This window comes from Streptomyces actinomycinicus (assembly GCF_016741775.1).
GTDB lineage: Bacteria > Actinomycetota > Actinomycetes > Streptomycetales > Streptomycetaceae > Streptomyces > Streptomyces actinomycinicus.
In genome coordinates, this window is sequence record NZ_JAERRK010000001.1 from 26301 (window position 1) to 42659 (window position 16359).

The window sequence follows — 16359 nt, forward strand, 5'->3', positions numbered from 1 at the left end:
TAGGTGCGTCCTGTGGACCGCTTATTGACACCGACCGGAACGGGGATGTGACCGCATGGCCGCAGGAGGCTTCTGCAAGCTGCCGAACGGCACGGTGGTGGTGGCGTTGAACCTGCCGAGTCCGGCCGGCGGACCGGCCGGGGTGCGGGTGCTCGTGCACGCCCAGAACCGGGCCCGTGCCCTGACCCGGCTGCGCAACCTGGGGCTGCGCGCGGTGTACCTGCGGGGCAACGCGGAGCCTCCGACGCCGGACGAGATCACGGCGGTGCTGCACCATCCCGACGGGCTGATATGGCGCACGGCCCCGGACAACGGTGTCACCGTGACGGAGCTGTGGCATCCCATCCGGGCGCTCCTGCGCAGACCGCCGGTGGTGCAGCAGGGGTGACGTGCCGGCGAGGGCCGGAGGCGCGGGTACGCCGGCCGCGCCCCCGGGCCGGCCTCGCCTCCGGGGGTTCCGCTAGCCGCTGACGACGGGCTTGCCCGTCACTTCCACGCCGGCTGCCCTCAGCTCCTCCAGGGCCCGCTCGGTGGTCCCTGCCGCCACTCCGGCCGTCAGGTCGAGCAGCACGTGGGTGCGGAAGCCCTCCCTCGCCGCGTCCAGGGCCGTGGCCCGCACACAGTGGTCCGTGGCGATCCCGACGATGTCCACCTCGCTGATCTCCCGGGCGCGGAGCCATTCGGCCAGCGGGGTGCCGTTCTCGTCGCTGCCCTCGAAGCCGCTGTACGCCGCCGAGTACTCGCCCTTGGAGAACACCGCGTCCACCGCGCCGGAGGCGACCGCGGGGGCGAAGTTCGGGTGGAAGCCCACGCCCTCCGTGCCCGCGACGCAGTGCGCGGGCCAGGAGCGGACGTAGTCGGGGTTGTCCGCGAAGTGGCCGCCGGGCGCGATGTGGTGGTCGCGGGTGGCCACCACGTGCCGGTACCCCGTGCCCGCCGCCTGACCGATCAGCTCGGTGACGGCCGCGGCGACGTCCGCACCGCCGGCCACCGCGAGGCTGCCCCCCTCGCAGAAGTCGTTCTGCACGTCTACGACGATCAAGGCGCGGCGCATGGTGAGTGTCCTTCGACTGAGGGTCAAGTAACTGAGCCTAGAGAATTCCGGGCTCCCGCGGGAGGGGGCGTCGAGGGGCGGACGGTGGTCCCGCTCTAGCTACCCGAGCGCCCGTGGACGTACTCCGTCGGGAGCACGGGTTCTCCCCGGGACAGCTGGGTCGCCGAGAGCGGCAGGTTCGCGCGGGCCGCGATGTGCCGGTCCCGGGGCACGTCCAGCGGCTCCCGGGCGACCACCTCGCCGCCCTCGACCAGCCGGACCAGCAGCTGCCGGTCGGACAGTGCGGCCGGCACCGGTCCGGTGCCGATGACCTCGGCCTCCGCGAAGCCCTCCGCGTCCAGCCGGCGCGCGGCCCACTTGCGCCCCCCGACGGACGTCTTGCCGCCGGTCGACTTCTTCGCGACCGGCACCAGCGGCGCGTCGGGGCCGGTGGTCTCGGCGCGGGCGACGAGCTTGTAGACCATGGAGGCGGTCGGGTGCCCCGAGCCGGTGACCAGCTGGGTGCCGACGCCGTACGCGTCCACCGGCGCGGCGGCCAGCGAGGCGATGGCGTACTCGTCGAGGTCGGAGGTCACGACGATCTTCGTGTTCGTCGCGCCCAGCTCGTCCAGCTGGTGGCGCACCCGGTGGGCCACCAGCAGCAGGTCGCCGGAGTCGATGCGCACGGCGCCCAGCTCCGGTCCGGCCACCTCCACCGCCGTGCGGACGGCCTCGGTGACGTCGTAGGTGTCCACCAGCAGCGTCGTACCGCGGCCGAGGGTGTCCACCTGGGCCTGGAAGGCGTCCCGCTCGCGGTCGTGGAGCAGGGTGAAGGCGTGGGCGGAGGTGCCGACGGTCGGGATGCCGTAGCGGAAGCCGGCGGCCAGGTCGGAGGTGGTCGCGAAGCCGCCGATGTACGCGGCGCGGGCGGCGGCCACGGCGGCCAGCTCGTGGGTGCGGCGGGCACCCATCTCGATCAGCGGGCGCCCGCCGGCGGCGGAGGCCATGCGGGACGCCGCGGCGGCGACCGCCGAGTCGTGGTTGAGGATGGAGAGGATCACGGTCTCCAGCAGGACGCACTCGGCGAAGCTGCCCTCGACGCGCATGATCGGGGAGCCCGGGAAGTACACCTCGCCCTCGGGGTAACCCCAGATGTCGCCGCTGAAGCGGTAGCCGGCGAGCCACTTCAGGGTCTCCTCGTCGACGATCTTCCGCTCGCGCAGGAAGCCGAGGACGTCCTCGTCGAAGCGGAAGTTCTCCACCGCGTCCAGGACCCGCCCGGTGCCGGCCACCACGCCGTAGCGGCGTCCTTCGGGCAGCCGCCGCGTGAAGACCTCGAACACGCTCCGCCGTTCGGCCGTACCCGCCTTCAGCGCGGCCTGCAGCATGGTCAGCTCGTACTGGTCCGTGAAGAGCGCCGTCGACGGGACTTCCACCGGCAGCCCAAGGTCCGCCACGTTCACCGTTACCTCCCCTAGCTCGTGCCCGACCGGGTACCCCGGGACCCGCCGGGGGTACGGGACCGTCCCCCGGCAGGTGCGGCATGACGACTGATCGTACCCCCTTTTCGTCGGTGTGACGATTTATCGGGGCCGTGGCAGCATGGCTGTGTGACGTCACCCGCGCCCGTAGAGATCGAACGCACCGAGTCGGCGGAGGAGGTCTTCGCCGTACCCGAGCCCGACGTCCCCTGGGTCACGATCGTGCACAACGACCCGGTCAACCTGATGAGCTATGTGACCTACGTCTTCCAGGCGTACTTCGGCTACAGCAAGGACAAGGCCACCAAGCTCATGCTCGATGTCCACCACAAGGGCCGGGCGGTCGTCTCCAGCGGCAGCCGCGAGGAGATGGAGCGCGACGTGCAGGCGATGCACGGCTACGGTCTGTGGGCCACCCTCCAGCAGGACCGGAAGTAGCGACCGACTCACATGCCCGGACATTTCGAACCGCTCCCCGGCGGCGGCGCGGCCGTCGCGCTCGACGACGTCGAGATCTCCATCATCCGGTCGCTGGCAGTCCAGCTGCTGGAGCTGATCGGCCCGGGCCCCGGCGCCGACACTCCCGACGACCCGCTCGCGGAGCTGTTCGCCGAGGGGCCGAGCGAGCCGCCCGCCGACCCGGTCCTCAAGAGGCTCTTCCCGGACGCCTACGTCGATCCGGAGCAGGCCGCCGGTTCCTCCGCCGAGGCCGAGGAGCGGCGGGCGCACTCCGCCGAGTTCCGCCGCTTCACCGAGAACGACCTCAGGGCCGGCAAGCGGGAGAACGCGCTCGCCGTGATCCGCACTCTCGACGCGCTCGCCCCGGTGGACGAGGGCGGGGCGGTGCTCAAGCTGTCCCCCGAGGAGTCCCGGCAGTGGCTCGGCGCCCTCAACGACCTCCGGCTGGCCATCGGCTCCCGCCTGGAGATCACCGACGAGGACGACACCGACCTCCTCTACCGGCTCCCGGAGGAGGACCCGCGCAAGCCGATGGTGCTGGCCTATCTGTGGCTGGGCGGACTCCAGGAAACCCTGGTGGCGACCCTGATCTCCTAGGGCGTCGGCCGGTGGACCGGGGGAGCGGCAGCGCTTTCGCCGGGGTTCACCCCATTTACGGTGTACGAGTGTTCGCTCAGCGGACGCTCAAATCCGGATAACGATCCCGTCACCGTTGCGGCCTGGTTTGACGCATTTGAGCGTTCTTTGTCCGCTTTTACCTATGGGGTGCGTCACAACCCGTCTGTGTGATCAGTATTGCGGCCGTGATAAATCTTCACGACCGCCCGGCCAACACCACCCATGTTCGGCCGGGTGCGCCACCGAGCCGACGACCGTCGGCCAGGCACGGGCGAGCTTGAGAAAGCCGCCCAGCTCCATCAATCCGGGGGGATCGAAACCCGATCCGAGGCCGACGAAAGGCCTGGGTCGGCATGGAGAAAGGCGCACCACTCATGGCCTCTGAGAAGGTCACCACCGCCCCTGAGGAGGGGTACGAGCGAGGGCTCGGCAGCCGTCAGGTCCAGATGATCGCCATCGGCGGCGCCATCGGCGTCGGCCTGTTCCTGGGCGCCGGGGCCAACATCGCCAAGGCAGGTCCCAGCCTGATCCTGATGTACGCCCTCGCGGGCGTGATCATCTTCTTCATCATGCGGGCCTTGGGCGAGCTGCTGCTGTACCGCCCGGTCTCCGGCTCGTTCGCCGAGTACTCCCGGGAGTTCCTCGGCCCGTTCTTCGGTTACTTCACCGGCTGGACGTACTGGCTGATGTGGGTCGTGACCGGCATGGCCGAACTGACGGCCGCCGCGATCTACGTCAACTACTGGTTCCCGTCCGTCCCGCAGTGGGTGACGGCGCTGGTCTTCCTGGTGGTCCTGTTCGTGGCCAACCTGATCTCGGTGAAGCTGTTCGGCGAGATCGAGTTCTGGTTCTCCATGGTCAAGGTGACCGCGCTCATCGGCATGATCGTGATCGGTCTCGGTGTGCTCACCTTCGGGTTCAGCGCCGCCGGTGACACCGCCACGGTGACGAACCTGTGGCAGTTCGACGGCTTCTTCCCCAAGGGCATCGGCTCCTCCCTGATGACCCTCCAGGGCGTGATGTTCGCCTACCTCGCCGTCGAGCTGGTCGGCGTCACCGCGGGCGAGTCCGAGGACCCGGAGAAGACCCTCCCCAAGGCGATCAACACCCTGCCCTGGCGCATCGCCCTGTTCTACGTCGGTGCCCTCTCGGTCATCCTGTGCGTGGTGAAGTGGACGCAGTTCGCCGAGGGCGTCAGCCCCTTCGTGAAGGCGTTCGCGGTCATCGGCATCCCGGCCGGCGCCGGCATCGTGAACTTCGTGGTGCTCACCGCGGCCCTGTCGTCCTGTAACTCGGGCATGTACTCCACGGGCCGCATGCTGCGCACCCTCGCGGACAACGGCGAGGCCCCGCGCGTCTTCTCCAAGCTGTCCTCCACGAAGACCCCGGCGCTCGGCATCACCGTCTCGGTGGCCTTCATGGGCATCGGCGTGATCCTCAACTACATCGTCCCGGAGAAGGCGTTCGGCTACGTCACCTCCGTCGCCACCGCGGCCGGCATCTGGACCTGGCTGATGATCCTCGTCAGCCACGTCCTCTACCGCCGCGCGGTCGACGCGGGCCGGCTGCCCGCCAGCTCCTTCCCGGCGCCGGGCGGTGCGAAGTGCTCGTACGTCGCCATCGCGTTCCTGCTGTTCGTCACCGGCCTGATCGCATACGATGCCGACTCCCGCGTCTGCCTGTACGTCATGGCGGTCTGGGCCGTGGCGCTCGGCATCGGCTGGCTGGTCCTGAAGTCCCGCACCCCCGAGGTCACGAGCCGCCGGGAGCCGGAGTTCGAGAACGTGGGCTGACCCCCTCCACGGACGTCCGGCCGCCGGGAGCACTCGTGGCGCCCCCGGCGGCCGCCGCTCAGGACGTCCACCATGTGGGCCGCCTCGTACCATCCACCGGTACGGGGCGGCCCCACTGCTTATCCTGACGGACATGCTGACCATCACCCAGGCCCTCGTCGACCAGATCGTCGCGCACGCGCGCAAGGACCACCCCGACGAGGCGTGCGGCGTCGTCGCGGGCCCGGCCGGCTCGGACCGCCCCGAGCGCTTCATCCCGATGCTGAACGCCGCCATGTCGCCCACCTTCTACGAGTTCGACTCGGGCGACCTGCTCAAGCTCTACCGCGAGATGGACGACCGCGACGAGGAACCCGTGGTCATCTACCACTCCCACACCGCGACCGAGGCCTACCCGTCCCGCACGGACATCTCCTACGCCAACGAGCCCGGCGCCCACTACGTCCTCGTCTCCACCGCCGACACCGACGGCCTCGGCGACTTCCAGTTCCGCTCGTTCCGCATCCTGGAGGGCGAGGTCACGGAGGAGGACGTGAAGATCGTCGAGGCCTACTGAGCCCGCTCCCGGTCCCGGGATACGGGCAGCGGCCATCCAGCATGCGAGATCACATTCCGGGGACCGGACCGGGAATCGATACGATGAGCCCATGGTTCTGAACGACGTGAGCGACAAGACGCCGAGCGTGCTGCTCGTGGCGCGGCTGCACGTCGACCTGTGCAGGCTGAACAGCGCCATCTGTTGACGTTCCCCGCCGCCGTACGGCCGTGTGCCGCGGCGCCGCCCCCGTGCCGGATGCCCGGGGGGACCCCAGTCGCGCCGCCGCGCGCACACCACCCGACGAACCCTTCCGACAGGAGTCCGCCACCATGGCCATCGAGGTCCGCATCCCCACCATCCTCCGCACGTACACGGACGGCCAGAAGGCGGTGGAGGGCAGCGGGAACACCCTCGCCGACCTCTTCGCCGACCTCGAGACCCGGCACGCGGGCATCCAGGCCCGCATCGTGGACGACGGCAAGCTGCGCCGGTTCGTCAACGTGTACCTGAACGACGAGGACGTCCGCTTCATCGACGGCATCGACACCAAGCTGTCCGACGGCGACACCGTGACGATCCTGCCGGCCGTCGCCGGCGGCATGCGCTGATCGGCCGCTGAGCAGCGATGCGCTACGACTCCCCGCTGGCCGCGTTGGGCAACACCCCCCTGGTGCGCCTGCCGCGGCTGTCGCCGTCCCCGGACGTCCGTGTCTGGGCCAAGCTGGAGGACCGCAACCCCACCGGCTCGGTCAAGGACCGGCCCGCGCTGCACATGATCGAGCAGGCGGAGAAGGACGGCCGGCTCACCCCGGGCTGCACGATCCTCGAGCCCACCTCCGGCAACACCGGCATCTCCCTCGCCATGGCGGCCAAGCTGAAGGGCTACCGCATGGTGTGCGTGATGCCCGAGAACACCTCGCAGGAGCGGCGGGACCTGCTCGGCATGTGGGGCGCCGAGATCATCTCCTCGCCGGCCGCCGGCGGCTCCAACACCGCCGTGCGGGTGGCCAAGGAACTGGCCGCCGAGCACCCCGACTGGGTCATGCTCTACCAGTACGGCAACCCGGACAACGCGGGCGCCCACTACGCCACGACCGGCCCGGAGATCCTCGCCGACCTCCCCTCCATCACCCACTTCGTCGCCGGTCTCGGCACCACGGGCACCCTGATGGGTGTCGGCCGCTACCTGCGCGAGCACAAGCCCGACGTGAAGATCGTCGCGGCCGAACCGCGCTACGACGACCTGGTGTACGGGCTCAGGAACCTCGACGAGGGCTTCGTGCCGGAGCTGTACGACGCCTCCGTGCTCACCACCCGCTTCTCGGTCGGCTCCGCCGACGCGGTCACCCGCACCCGGGAACTCCTCCAGCAGGAGGGCATCTTCGCGGGCGTCTCCACCGGCGCGGCCCTGCACGCGGCGATCGGCGTGGGCAGGAAGGCGGTCCAGGCGGGGGAGAGCGCCGACATCGTCTTCGTGGTGGCCGACGGCGGCTGGAAGTACCTCTCCACCGGCGTCTACACGGCGGCCACCACCGAGGAGGCCATCGAGACGCTCCACGGCCAGCTCTGGGCCTGAGTCCGGCCGGCGACGCGTCCGCCGCGCGTCGCCCGCGCCCGCCCCGGGCCGCACCGCCACCCCGTCCCGCCCCCTTTGGCGAGGGGGCGGACGTGTGGGATCCGTTTGCTCGGGTGGTACGTCACATCTGCACCAGGCACCGGGCCGGCCGGCCCGGCAGCAGACGGCAGAAAGGCGGACCCATGCGCCGTACGACGCCCCTCGCCCTCGCGGCGGCAGCGCTGCTCCTCGCGGGCTGCGGCTCCCAGCAGGACTCCGGGAGCAGCGACAAGGTGTCCGCGCCGCCCCGCAGTGCCACACCGTCTCCCACCCGGTCCGGCGGCGGGTGCACCGCCCACGTCGAGCTGTCCGCCGCCGACCACGGCCGCACCGTCTGCGTGACCGGCGGCGGCGAGGTCCGGCTCACCCTGGACGGCACCAGGACCCGCCCCTGGAAGCCGGTCACCGCCGACGGCAGCGGACTGAAGGCCATCAACGCGGGCTTCGTGCTCCAGCCGGGTGACGCCACGGCCGCGTACCAGGCGGTGGCCGCCGGCACCGTGCGCCTCACGTCCTCGCGCCCGCTGTGCGCCGAGCCCACCGCGCCGGGCCAGGTGTCCTGCAAGGGCATCGAGGAGTGGGCGGTCACCGTCCGGGTGAGCTAGGGCCTCTCCTTCGGATCTTGCCGGGGCCGGCCGGAAGGCATCGTCGCCCGGTGCCGGTCTGATCCGGAAGGAAGCCCTAGCCGGCCAGGTGCCGCACCTGGTCCCACAGGACCGGGTCGACCACGCCCACCCGGCGCCGGAAGCCCTCCACCGGCACCTCGCGCAGCTCGTCGGTCTGCAGGAAGCTGGGCCGCCCCTGGGCGTCGCCGACGGCGCCGGGCGGCAGCGGGATCACCCCGCTGCGCTCGTCGTGGTACTTGCTGGTGATCTTCGCGACCGTCGCCCGGTCGCCGCGCACGGCCAGCACCAGGCAGGGCCGGTCCTTCACCACGGCCCGGTCCTCGTACGGCACGTTCGCCCACCAGATGTCCCCGGGGGTCGGCCGGGGCGCATGCCCTGTACGGGTGCCCGCGCGTCCGGGCGGGCGCAGCCGGCGTCCGCCCGGCCGGCGGCCCCGGCCCCAGCCGTCGACGAGCGTGGCGACCAGCGCGAGCAGTACCACCGCCGCGAGCGCCAGCCACCAGGACGTGTCCATACGACGACGTTACCGGCGCGCGCCGCACATCGCGCGCCCTCTCGTCATCCTTGTGCGCCCCCGGTCCAGCCGAACCGGTGACAGCACAGGTGAGTTCGCCCACAACGGCCCCTGGTGGAGGAGCGACCCGTGCTTTTGCGCCTTACGCTCGACAAACCGCACGACCCCCGACAGCCCTCATCCCGAGCGGCTCTCCGTCCCCGCCCACCGCTTTCCCGCCAACGGAGGTTTCTGCTTCATGAAGCTCACCGTCGTCGGCTGCTCGGGGTCGTTCCCGTCCGCGGAATCGGCCTGTTCGAGCTACCTCGTCGAGGCCGACGGCTTCCGGCTGCTTCTCGACATGGGCAACGGCGCCCTGGGCGAGCTGCAGCGCCACTGCGGTCTCTACGACCTCGACGCGATCTTCCTCAGCCATCTGCACGCCGACCACTGCATCGACATGCTCGCCTACTTCGTCGCGCGGTACTACCGCCACGAAGGAGGCCGCTGCGCCCCGATGCCCGTCTACGGACCCGAGGGCACCGAGCACCGGCTGACCACCGCCTACGCGGACACCCCCTCCGCCTCCTCCATGAGCGAGGTCTTCGACTTCCACACGGTCAAGCCGTCCACGTTCGAGATCGGGCCGTTCACCGTGCACACCGAGCGGGTCCGCCACCCGGTGGAGGCGTACGCCATCCGCCTCGAGCACGGCGGGAAGTCCCTGACGTACTCCGGCGACACGGGCGTGACCGAGGCGCTGGACGAGCTGGCCCGGGACACCGACCTGTTCCTGTGCGAGGCCGCGTTCACGCACGGCAAGGAGAGCATCCCCGACCTGCACCTCAACGGCCGCGAGGCGGGTGAGACGGCGGCCCGGGCGAGCGCCCGCCGCCTGGTCCTCACCCACATCCCGCCGTGGACCGATCCCGGCATCAACCTGCGGGACGCCCGCGAGGTCTTCGCCGGACCGGTGCACCTGGCCGCGCCGCGGCAGACGTACGAGATCTGACCCCGGCACCACGAAGGCCCGGCCCCGGCGCAACGCAGACCCCGGTACCTGGAGGGCCCGGCCCCCGCGCAACGCAGGCCCCGGTACCAGGAAGGCCCCGGAACCTGCTGGTTCCGGGGCCTGCGTGATGTAGTGGCCGGACTACTTGGCCTCTGCCTTCTGCAGTTCCTCGAGTTCCTCGTCGGACTCACGGCCCGGCGTGGGCAGGTTGAACCTGGTGATCGCGAAGCGGAAGACCACGTAGTACACGGCACCGAAGCAGAGGCCGACCAGGGCCAGGCCCCATGGGTTGCTCGCGATGCCCAGGTTCAGCCCGAAGTCGATCGCTCCGGCGGAGAAGCCGAATCCGTCCCTCATGCCCAGCGCCCAGGTCAGCGCCATGGAGATGCCGGTGAGCACCGCGTGGATGGCGTACAGGACCGGCGCGATGAACATGAACGTGAACTCGATGGGCTCGGTGACACCCGTGACGAAGGACGTCAGCGCGAGCGAGAACATCATGCCGCCGACCACCGCGCGGCGCTCCGGACGGGCGCAGTGCACGATCGCGAGGCAGGCCGCGGGCAGACCGAACATCATGATCGGGAAGAAGCCGGTCATGAACTGGCCCGCGTGCGGGTCGCCGGCCAGGAAGCGCGCGATGTCGCCGCTCTTGCCGTGGTAGTCGCCCGCCTGGAGCCAGGGGAAGGAGTTCAGCAGGTGGTGCATGCCGATCGGGATCAGCGCACGGTTGGCGACACCGAAGATGCCCGCGCCGACGGCACCCGACTTGACCAGCCACTCACCGAAGTTGTGCAGGCCCGTGCCGAGGACCGGCCAGATGTATCCGAAGACGATGCCGAGGACCAGGCCCGCGAGCGCCGACAGGATCGGCACCAGCCGGCGGCCACCGAAGAAGCCCGCCCAGTCCGGCAGCTTCGTGCGGTAGAACCGCTGGTAGAGCAGTGCGACGGCGAGGCCCATCACCACACCGCCGAGGACCTTGGCGTCGGCCGGGGCGTCCATCATGACGACCTTGCCGTCGACGGGCGTCGGCACCTTCGGCAGGTTCTCGTCGGTGAACGTGCCGAGGACGTTCTTGAAGACCAGGTAGCCGACGACCGCGGCGAGCGCCGTCGAGCCGTCCGACTTCTTCGCGAAGCCGATCGCGATGCCCACGGCGAACAGCAGCGGCATGTTGTCCAGGATCGCGTTGCCGCCGGCCGCCATGAAGGAGGCGATCTTCGTCAGGAAGGCCGGGAAGGAGGGGCGGCCCAGCATGTCGGTGTTGCCGAGGCGCACCAGCAGCGCGGCGGCCGGCAGCACGGCCACCGGCAGCATCAGGCTGCGGCCGATGCGCTGCAGAACAGCCATCGCGCCCGGGCCCTTCTTCTTCTGGGCCGCGGGAGCGGCGCTGGCCGTGGTCACAACTTCCTCCAGTGGGCAAGGCGCCGCCCGGGAACCGAGGAAGGTGGACGGCAGCGTCTCTGGTCTACACCACCCAGTGGTGTAGACCTGTTGTAGCACGATGAAGGCGGGATAAGGAACCCGCGAATCCGCTACCGCGGCGCTACGCCCCGTACCCGCCCGCGCGGGCGCCCGAGCGGTGCCTCACTTCACGTTGTCCCGCTCCATCTCCTGCGCCACCTCGGCCGGTTCCCGTCCCGGTGTCTTCAGGTCGAACCGCGTGATCGCGAACCGGAACACGGCGTAATAGACGGCCGCGAAGCACAGCCCGATCGGAACGATCAGCCACGGCTTCGTCGCCAGCTGCCAGTTGATGACGTAGTCGATCAGACCGGCCGAGAAACTGAAGCCGTCGTGCACCCCGAGCGCCCAGGTCACCGCCATCGAGACACCGGTGAGCACCGCGTGCACGGCGTACAGCGCGGGCGCGATGAACAGGAACGAGTACTCGAGGGGCTCGGTGATGCCGGTCACGAACGAGGTCAGCGCGACAGAGAGCATCAGGCCGCCGACCTCCTTACGGCGCTCCGGCCGGGCGCAGTGGGTGATGGCGAGCGCGGCGGCCGGCAGCGCGAACATCATGATCGGGAAGAAGCCCGAGGTGAACTGGCCGGCCTGCGGGTCGCCCTGCAGGAACATGTTGATGTCGCCGTGCACCACCGTGCCGTCCGGCTTGATGTAACTGCCGAACTGGAACCAGATGGGCACGTTGAGGAACTGGTGCAGGCCGATCACGAGCAGGGCCCGGTTGGCGACGCCGAAGAGGCCCGCGCCCCAGGAGCCCGCGTCCCGAAGCCACTGGCTGAAGCTCTCCAGCGCGCCGCCGACCGGCGGCCAGACCCACAGGCACAGCACCGCGAAGACGATGGCGACGAACGACATGATGATCGGCACCAGCCGGCGCCCGTTGAAGAAGCCCAGCCAGTCCACCAGCCTGGTGCGGTGGAAACGGACCCAGAAGAAGGCCGTCAGCAGGCCCATGACGATGCCGCCGAAGACGCCCGGGTTCTGGAAGACGAAGGGCGTCACCTGGTCTGCGCCCGTCCGCACGACGACCTGGCAGCCGACGTCCTTGATCTCCTTCGCACCGCCGGGGCACGCCTCGGGGAACTGCTGCAGGACGGTGTAGTAGACGAGGAAGCCGGCCACCGCCGCGAGCGCGGTCGAACCGTCGGACTTCCTCGCCATGCCGATCGCGACACCCACGCAGAACAGCAGGGGCAGGCCGAGGGAGCCGTCGAGCAGCGCCCCGCCCGCACCCTTCATCACCTTCGAGACGGCGGTCCAGCCGAGACCGTCGTCCCCGAACACGTCGGGCTGCCCCAGCCGGTTCAGGATGCCCGCCGCCGGCAGCACCGCGATCGGCAGCTGGAGACTCCGCCCCATCTTCTGCAGCCCCTGGAACGCAACGTTCCAGCGCTCCCGGGCCGGAGGGGCGGTCTTCCCGGTGCTGCCTGCGCTCTCGGCGCTCATGGGCGTCCTCCGGCCACTCGACTCCGACGCGGTTTGGCGACCGTCCCCGCGGTGGTGTAGACCAGTTGGCGGACGGTTCCGCTGTCGTGATCGCCATCATTCGGCACGCACGGCATGACCGCTCGCGAAGATGGGCCAACTGTGGGTTACTGCGACAAAGCGGTTCGGATCAGGGAGAAGCAACATGGCCAGCAAGGCTGAGAAGATCGTCGCCGGGCTCGGGGGCATCGACAACATCGAGGAGATCGAGGGCTGCATCACCCGGCTGCGCACCGAGGTGTCCGACCCCGACCTGGTCGACGAAGCCGCCCTGAAGGCCGCCGGCGCCCACGGCGTCGTCAAGATGGGCACCGCCATCCAGGTCGTCATCGGCACCGACGCCGACCCGATCGCCGCGGAGATCGAAGACATGATGTGAGCCCGCGGGCTCACCACCGAGGGGCTCTTCCCGAGGCGGGAGGAGCCCCTTCCATATGTACGGCTAGGCTCATCGGCATGTCTCGCATCGACGGCCGTACCCCCGAACAGCTCCGCCCGGTCACCATCGAACGCGGCTGGAGCAAGCACGCCGAGGGCTCCGTCCTCGTCTCCTTCGGCGACACCAAGGTCTTCTGCACCGCCTCCGTCACCGAAGGCGTCCCGCGCTGGCGCAAGGGCAGCGGCGAAGGCTGGGTCACCGCGGAGTACGCCATGCTGCCCCGCGCCACCAACACCCGCGGCGACCGCGAGTCCGTCAAGGGCAAGATCGGCGGCCGCACCCACGAGATCTCCCGGCTCATCGGCCGCTCCCTGCGCGCCGTCATCGACTACAAGGCGCTCGGCGAGAACACCATCGTCCTCGACTGCGACGTCCTCCAGGCCGACGGCGGCACGCGTACCGCCGCGATCACCGGCGCCTACGTCGCCCTCGCCGACGCCGTCGCCTGGGCCCAGGGCAAGAAGCTCGTCAAGGCCGGCCGCCAGCCCCTCACCGGCACCGTCGCCGCCGTCTCCGTCGGCATCGTCGGCGGTGTCCCGCTGCTCGACCTCTGCTACGAGGAGGACGTGCGCGCCGAGACCGACATGAACGTCGTCTGCACCGGCGACGGCCGCTTCGTCGAGGTCCAGGGCACCGCCGAGGCCCAGCCCTTCGCCCGCGCGGAACTCGACGCCCTGCTCGACCTCGCCGTCGGCGGCTGCACCGAACTGGCCACGATCCAGCAGGCGGCGCTCGCGAGCACGCGCGCGTAAAGAAAACCCCAAGACCGCGGGCAACCCGCCGGGCCTCCCCGTCGTCCATGTGGATACGGGCGTACGTGCAGCCAGCGTGCGCCCGGTCAGCCGTACCAGGGGAGGGAACACATCATGGCCGCCAGTCGACGTTCACGCCGGGGCCGCGTCACCGCCATAGCCGCCGTCGTGGCCGCCGCCGCGCTCACCGCCGGTCTCACCACCGGCTGCGACGCCGTGAACAAGGCCCTGGACTGCGTGCAGACCGCCGACACCATCGCCGACAGCGTCACCGAGCTTCAGCAGGCGGTGGAGAACGCCGCGAACGATCCCTCCCAGGCCGACGCCTCGCTCGACTCCATCGACAAGAGTCTGCGGAAGATCGGCGACAAGACGGACGACGCCGACGTCAACAAGGCGGTCGACGACCTGAACAAGGCCGTGGACAACGTGCGTACGGCGATCAAGAACGGGGACAGCGCGCCGGACGTCAGGCCGGTGACCGACGCGGCGGGGGAGCTGACCAAGGTGTGCACGTCGTAGAGGGCACCGCTTCGGGGGCGCCGTTCGGGGGCGGCGTCGTGGGTCCCTGCGGATGCGTCGTGGCCGTTCGCGCAGTTCCCCGCGCCCCTTCAGGGGTGCCGTTCGGGGTCTCTGCGGGTGTGACGTGGCCGTTCGCGCAGTTCCTCGCGCCCCTTCAGGGGTGCCGTTCGGGGTCTCTGCGGGTGTGACGTGGCCGTTCGCGCAGTTCCTCGCGCCCCTTCAGGGGTGCCGTTCGGGGTCTCTGCGGGTGTGATGTGGCTGGGCGCGTGGTTCCTCGCGCCCCTTCGAGGTGCTGGGCGCGCGGTTCCTTGCGCTCGTTCGGGGGCGTCAGTCGTTCTCGTCGGGGGTGTGGTGCAGCTCGTGGCGTTCTCGTCTGCGGTCCAGGCGCTCCTGCCGGCGCTGTTCGCGCAGGCGCCGGCGTTCGGCGCGGGGGAGTTTGCGGGTCACGCCCACGCCGCCCCAGAAGGCGAAACCGCTGATGATCACCCGGGGGGCGGCCGGGTCGACGGGGCCGTCGTCCCGCGGGTGTTCGAAGCCGCCCATGATGCCGATGCCGCGGACGACCACCTCGACACCCGGCTCCACGGTCACCTGCAAGCCGCCCATGACCGCCACACAGCGGATCTCGACCTCGCGGTCCGCGAAGTCCGCCTCGCGCAGGTCGATCTCGCCGCCGCCCATGAACGCGAAGCAGCTGAACCGCTTCGGCACCGTCCAGCGGCCCCTGCGCTCGAATCCCGACAGGATCGCGACCCCGCCCGTCGAGGAACCCTCGCCCCCGACGACCCGCGAGGCCCAACTCCCCCTCTCCGCCGGATGCTTGACGAAAGAGACCGGAACCGGCGGCGCCACCGCACCGCCCGCCGGCAGATCGCGGGTCAACGGCGCCAGCTCACCGTACGTCCGCGCCTTGTACGCCGCCTCCAGCCGCTCCTCGAACTCGTCCATGTCGAGCCGCCCCTCGGCCAGGGCGTCCCGCAGGACCTCGGCGACCCGCTCACGGTCGGCGTCGGACGCCCGGAGGTCCGGGGCTGCGTCGTCGCTCATGCCCGCAGCCTACGAGACCGCCTTCTCCGCGTACATCCTGGCGATGACCGCCTCGATGTCCGGCTCCCGCACCGACAGGTCCAGCAGCGGATAGCGGGCCGCCAGATCCGCCACCAGCGGTGCCGCCGACTGCCCCGCCGGGAACGCCAGCCACTGCCGCGCCCCCTCGACCTTCACCACCCGCGCCGCCGTCACCTCCACCGGCGGCAGCTCCCGCTCCAGGTCCACCACCAGCGTCCGCTCGCTCTCCCCGGCCTCGTGCAGCCCGGCCAGCGTGCCGTCGTACACCAGCCGCCCGTGGTCGATCACCATCACCCGCGAGCACAACTGCTCGATGTCCTGCAGGTCGTGGGTGGTCAGCAGCACGGTCGTGCCGCGCTCGGTGTTCAGTTCCCGCAGGAAGTCCCGCACCTTGGTCTTCGACACGACGTCCAGACCGATCGTCGGCTCGTCCAGGTACAGCACCTCCGGATCGTGCAGCAGGGCCGCCGCGATGTCACCGCGCATCCGCTGCCCCAGTGACAGCTGCCGCACCGGAACGTCCAGCAGGCCGCCCAGGTCCAGCAGTTCCACCAGACGGTCCAGGTTCTCCCGGTAACGGGCGTCCGGGATGCGGTACATGCGGTGCGCCAGCCGGTACGAGTCGATCAGCGGCAGGTCCCACCACAGCGTGGTCCGCTGCCCGAAGACGACACCGATGCGGTGCGCGAGACGCATCCGCTCCCGCGAGGGGTCGATGCCCGCGACGCGCAGCCGCCCGCCGCTCGGCGTCAGGATCCCCGTCAGCATCTTGATCGTGGTCGACTTCCCGGCGCCGTTCGGCCCGATGTACCCCACCATCTCCCCGCGCGCCACGGTGAACGACAGCGCGTCCACCGCCCGCACCTCGCGCCGCTCCCGCTTGAGGAACCCGGTCTTCCGGCGCACCTCGAAGACCTTCTCCACGTTCTCCAGTGCAATGAAGTCGCTCACC

Annotated in this window: 20 protein-coding genes; 13 read left to right on the top strand and 7 right to left on the bottom strand. The window is 70.5% G+C overall.

Translation table 11 applies throughout. The features are described from left to right. Positions 1–55: 55 nt before the first annotated feature. A complete protein-coding gene (locus tag JK359_RS00115; protein WP_201830296.1) occupies positions 56–388 on the top strand; it encodes a hypothetical protein in 333 nt (110 codons plus the stop codon). Positions 389–460: 72 nt separating this feature from the next. Here the strand turns inward: JK359_RS00115 and JK359_RS00120 are convergent, their stop codons facing one another. After that, positions 461–1054, bottom strand: coding sequence for an isochorismatase family protein (locus JK359_RS00120; protein ID WP_201830300.1), 594 nt, complete (start codon positions 1052–1054; stop codon positions 461–463). Positions 1055–1149: 95 nt separating this feature from the next. Then, entirely contained in the window at positions 1150–2496 is a 1347-nt protein-coding gene (locus JK359_RS00125; RefSeq protein ID WP_201830304.1) for a nicotinate phosphoribosyltransferase, read from the bottom strand. 147 nt (positions 2497–2643) lie between these two features. Between JK359_RS00125 and clpS the strand changes: the two genes are divergently transcribed. The 8 genes from clpS (at position 2644) to JK359_RS00160 (ending at position 8142) form a co-directional block, all read left to right on the top strand. Beyond that, complete coding sequence (gene clpS / locus JK359_RS00130; RefSeq protein ID WP_201830306.1) at positions 2644–2952, top strand: ATP-dependent Clp protease adapter ClpS; 309 nt, start codon at positions 2644–2646, stop codon at positions 2950–2952. A gap of 12 nt (positions 2953–2964) precedes the next feature. Then, positions 2965–3570 carry a DUF2017 domain-containing protein gene (locus tag JK359_RS00135; protein ID WP_201830308.1) on the top strand — a complete coding sequence of 202 codons (606 nt, stop codon included), beginning with the start codon at positions 2965–2967 and terminating at the stop codon, positions 3568–3570. 395 nt (positions 3571–3965) lie between these two features. Then, positions 3966–5384, top strand: a complete 1419-nt coding sequence (locus JK359_RS00140) for an amino acid permease (RefSeq protein ID WP_201830309.1) — start codon at positions 3966–3968, stop codon at positions 5382–5384. A 133-nt stretch (positions 5385–5517) separates the two neighbouring features. Next, positions 5518–5940: a M67 family metallopeptidase gene (locus tag JK359_RS00145; RefSeq protein WP_201830310.1), complete on the top strand. Its 423-nt coding sequence runs from the start codon at positions 5518–5520 to the stop codon at positions 5938–5940. Between the two features lie 91 nt (positions 5941–6031). Beyond that, on the top strand, positions 6032–6127 hold the full coding sequence (locus tag JK359_RS40325; protein ID WP_350896351.1) for a putative leader peptide: 96 nt from the start codon (positions 6032–6034) through the stop codon (positions 6125–6127). A gap of 124 nt (positions 6128–6251) precedes the next feature. After that, positions 6252–6530, top strand: a complete 279-nt coding sequence (locus tag JK359_RS00150) for a MoaD/ThiS family protein (RefSeq protein WP_201830312.1) — start codon at positions 6252–6254, stop codon at positions 6528–6530. Between the two features lie 17 nt (positions 6531–6547). Then, the gene (locus JK359_RS00155; protein WP_201830313.1) at positions 6548–7498 is read left to right on the top strand and encodes a PLP-dependent cysteine synthase family protein; all 951 of its coding nucleotides are present in this window, start codon (positions 6548–6550) and stop codon (positions 7496–7498) included. A 182-nt stretch (positions 7499–7680) separates the two neighbouring features. Beyond that, on the top strand, positions 7681–8142 hold the full coding sequence (locus tag JK359_RS00160) for a hypothetical protein (protein ID WP_201830314.1): 462 nt from the start codon (positions 7681–7683) through the stop codon (positions 8140–8142). Between the two features lie 76 nt (positions 8143–8218). On the opposite strand, the gene JK359_RS00165 is transcribed toward JK359_RS00160, so the two are convergent. Continuing rightward, complete coding sequence (locus JK359_RS00165) at positions 8219–8677, bottom strand: type II toxin-antitoxin system PemK/MazF family toxin (RefSeq protein WP_201830323.1); 459 nt, start codon at positions 8675–8677, stop codon at positions 8219–8221. Between the two features lie 238 nt (positions 8678–8915). On the opposite strand from JK359_RS00165, the gene JK359_RS00170 reads away from it, so the two are divergent. Continuing rightward, positions 8916–9668 (top strand): MBL fold metallo-hydrolase, encoded by a 753-nt coding sequence (locus JK359_RS00170; RefSeq protein ID WP_201830325.1) that lies wholly within the window; start codon positions 8916–8918, stop codon positions 9666–9668. Positions 9669–9809: 141 nt separating this feature from the next. Here JK359_RS00170 and JK359_RS00175 read toward each other — a convergent pair whose 3' ends face one another. Continuing rightward, positions 9810–11075: a PTS transporter subunit EIIC gene (locus JK359_RS00175; protein ID WP_201830329.1), complete on the bottom strand. Its 1266-nt coding sequence runs from the start codon at positions 11073–11075 to the stop codon at positions 9810–9812. 183 nt (positions 11076–11258) lie between these two features. Then, complete coding sequence (locus JK359_RS00180; protein ID WP_201830330.1) at positions 11259–12587, bottom strand: PTS transporter subunit EIIC; 1329 nt, start codon at positions 12585–12587, stop codon at positions 11259–11261. Between the two features lie 184 nt (positions 12588–12771). Here JK359_RS00180 and JK359_RS00185 point away from each other — a divergent pair, with 184 nt between their 5' ends. The 3 genes from JK359_RS00185 (at position 12772) to JK359_RS00195 (ending at position 14339) form a co-directional block, all read left to right on the top strand. Continuing rightward, positions 12772–13005, top strand: coding sequence for a PTS sugar transporter subunit IIB (locus JK359_RS00185; protein WP_189538369.1), 234 nt, complete (start codon positions 12772–12774; stop codon positions 13003–13005). A 77-nt stretch (positions 13006–13082) separates the two neighbouring features. After that, the gene (rph, locus tag JK359_RS00190) at positions 13083–13817 is read left to right on the top strand and encodes a ribonuclease PH (protein WP_201830331.1); all 735 of its coding nucleotides are present in this window, start codon (positions 13083–13085) and stop codon (positions 13815–13817) included. Positions 13818–13931: 114 nt separating this feature from the next. Continuing rightward, the gene (locus JK359_RS00195) at positions 13932–14339 is read left to right on the top strand and encodes a prefoldin domain-containing protein (protein WP_201830333.1); all 408 of its coding nucleotides are present in this window, start codon (positions 13932–13934) and stop codon (positions 14337–14339) included. A 327-nt stretch (positions 14340–14666) separates the two neighbouring features. On the opposite strand, the gene JK359_RS00200 is transcribed toward JK359_RS00195, so the two are convergent. Both JK359_RS00200 and JK359_RS00205 read right to left on the bottom strand, forming a co-directional pair. Further along, positions 14667–15386 (bottom strand): DUF1707 SHOCT-like domain-containing protein, encoded by a 720-nt coding sequence (locus tag JK359_RS00200; RefSeq protein WP_201830334.1) that lies wholly within the window; start codon positions 15384–15386, stop codon positions 14667–14669. Between the two features lie 9 nt (positions 15387–15395). Further along, positions 15396–16358, bottom strand: a complete 963-nt coding sequence (locus JK359_RS00205) for an ABC transporter ATP-binding protein (RefSeq protein WP_201830336.1) — start codon at positions 16356–16358, stop codon at positions 15396–15398. Between the last annotated feature and the right edge of the window lies 1 nt (position 16359).